We start from the raw sequence: 2,847 nt of genomic DNA on the forward strand, positions 1-2,847 counted from the left end.
GCTGGCCTCGCTTCAGCAAATTGGGTATGTGACAGCTGTCGGTGTTTTGTAAGATCTCGAACTTTCGGTTCATTGCGTCTTCACACACCGCAATCTGGCCTTTCGACGCAAATTGCTTGGGTGTTATATGGTCAAGCCTCACGGGCAATTAGTATTGGTTAGCTCAACGCCTCACAGCGCTTACACACCCAACCTATCAACGTCGTAGTCTTCGACGGCCCTTCAGGGGACTCAAGGTCCCAGTGAGATCTCATCTTGAGGCTAGTTTCCCGCTTAGATGCTTTCAGCGGTTATCTATTCCGAACATAGCTACCCGGCAATGCCACTGGCGTGACAACCGGAACACCAGAGGTTCGTCCACTCCGGTCCTCTCGTACTAGGAGCAGCCCCTCTCAAATCTCAAACGTCCACGGCAGATAGGGACCGAACTGTCTCACGACGTTCTAAACCCAGCTCGCGTACCACTTTAAATGGCGAACAGCCATACCCTTGGGACCGGCTTCAGCCCCAGGATGTGATGAGCCGACATCGAGGTGCCAAACACCGCCGTCGATATGAACTCTTGGGCGGTATCAGCCTGTTATCCCCGGAGTACCTTTTATCCGTTGAGCGATGGCCCTTCCATACAGAACCACCGGATCACTAAGACCTACTTTCGTACCTGCTCGACGTGTCTGTCTCGCAGTCAAGCGCGCTTTTGCCTTTATACTCTACGACCGATTTCCGACCGGTCTGAGCGCACCTTCGTACTCCTCCGTTACTCTTTAGGAGGAGACCGCCCCAGTCAAACTACCCACCATACACTGTCCTCGATCCGGATAACGGACCTGAGTTAGAACCTCAAAGTTGCCAGGGTGGTATTTCAAGGTTGGCTCCACGCAGACTGGCGTCCACGCTTCAAAGCCTCCCACCTATCCTACACAAGCAAATTCAAAGTCCAGTGCAAAGCTATAGTAAAGGTTCACGGGGTCTTTCCGTCTAGCCGCGGATACACTGCATCTTCACAGCGATTTCAATTTCACTGAGTCTCGGGTGGAGACAGCGCCGCCATCGTTACGCCATTCGTGCAGGTCGGAACTTACCCGACAAGGAATTTCGCTACCTTAGGACCGTTATAGTTACGGCCGCCGTTTACCGGGGCTTCGATCAAGAGCTTCGCGTTAGCTAACCCCATCAATTAACCTTCCGGCACCGGGCAGGCGTCACACCCTATACGTCCACTTTCGTGTTTGCAGAGTGCTGTGTTTTTAATAAACAGTCGCAGCGGCCTGGTATCTTCGACCGGCATGAGCTTACGGAGCAAGTCCTTCACCCTCACCGGCGCACCTTCTCCCGAAGTTACGGTGCCATTTTGCCTAGTTCCTTCACCCGAGTTCTCTCAAGCGCCTTGGTATTCTCTACCCAACCACCTGTGTCGGTTTGGGGTACGGTTCCTGGTTACCTGAAGCTTAGAAGCTTTTCTTGGAAGCATGGCATCAACCACTTCGTTAACTAAAAGTTAACTCGTCATCAGCTCTCGGCCTTAGAATCCCGGATTTACCTAAGATTCCAGCCTACCACCTTAAACTTGGACAACCAACGCCAAGCTGGCCTAGCCTTCTCCGTCCCTCCATCGCAATAACCAGAAGTACAGGAATATTAACCTGTTTTCCATCGACTACGCTTTTCAGCCTCGCCTTAGGGACCGACTAACCCTGCGTCGATTAACGTTGCGCAGGAAACCTTGGTCTTTCGGCGTGGGTGTTTTTCACACCCATTATCGTTACTCATGTCAGCATTCGCACTTCTGATACCTCCAGCAAGCTTCTCAACTCACCTTCACAGGCTTACAGAACGCTCCTCTACCGCATCACTTACGTGATACCCGTAGCTTCGGTGTATGGTTTGAGCCCCGTTACATCTTCCGCGCAGGCCGACTCGACTAGTGAGCTATTACGCTTTCTTTAAAGGGTGGCTGCTTCTAAGCCAACCTCCTAGCTGTCTAAGCCTTCCCACATCGTTTCCCACTTAACCATAACTTTGGGACCTTAGCTGACGGTCTGGGTTGTTTCCCTTTTCACGACGGACGTTAGCACCCGCCGTGTGTCTCCCATGCTCGGCACTTGTAGGTATTCGGAGTTTGCATCGGTTTGGTAAGTCGGGATGACCCCCTAGCCGAAACAGTGCTCTACCCCCTACAGTGATACATGAGGCGCTACCTAAATAGCTTTCGAGGAGAACCAGCTATCTCCGAGCTTGATTAGCCTTTCACTCCGATCCACAGGTCATCCGCTAACTTTTCAACGGTAGTCGGTTCGGTCCTCCAGTTAGTGTTACCCAACCTTCAACCTGCCCATGGATAGATCGCCCGGTTTCGGGTCTATTCCCAGCGACTAGACGCCCTATTAAGACTCGCTTTCGCTACGCCTCCCCTATTCGGTTAAGCTCGCCACTGAAAATAAGTCGCTGACCCATTATACAAAAGGTACGCAGTCACCCAACAAAGTGGGCTCCCACTGCTTGTACGCATACGGTTTCAGGATCTATTTCACTCCCCTCTCCGGGGTTCTTTTCGCCTTTCCCTCACGGTACTAGTTCACTATCGGTCAGTCAGTAGTATTTAGCCTTGGAGGATGGTCCCCCCATATTCAGACAAAGTTTCTCGTGCTCCGTCCTACTCGATTTCATGACTAAGAGATTTTCGCGTACAGGGCTATCACCCACTATGGCCGCACTTTCCAGAGCGTTCCGCTAATCTCAAAGCCACTTAAGGGCTAGTCCCCGTTCGCTCGCCACTACTAAGGGAATCTCGGTTGATTTCTTTTCCTCAGGGTACTTAGATGTTTCAGTTCCCCTGGTTCGCCTCTT

Annotated in this window: 1 rRNA gene; it reads right to left on the reverse strand. The window is 51.8% G+C overall.

Annotation, left to right across the window (positions count from 1 at the left end):
- Nucleotides 1–127: 127 nt before the first annotated feature.
- Nucleotides 128–2,847 (reverse strand): 23S ribosomal RNA (locus tag PspCFBP13509_RS31230); the annotation flags it as partial.

Origin of the sequence: Pseudomonas sp. CFBP13509, from assembly GCF_005233485.1 — a bacterium.
Lineage (GTDB): Bacteria > Pseudomonadota > Gammaproteobacteria > Pseudomonadales > Pseudomonadaceae > Aquipseudomonas > Aquipseudomonas marginalis.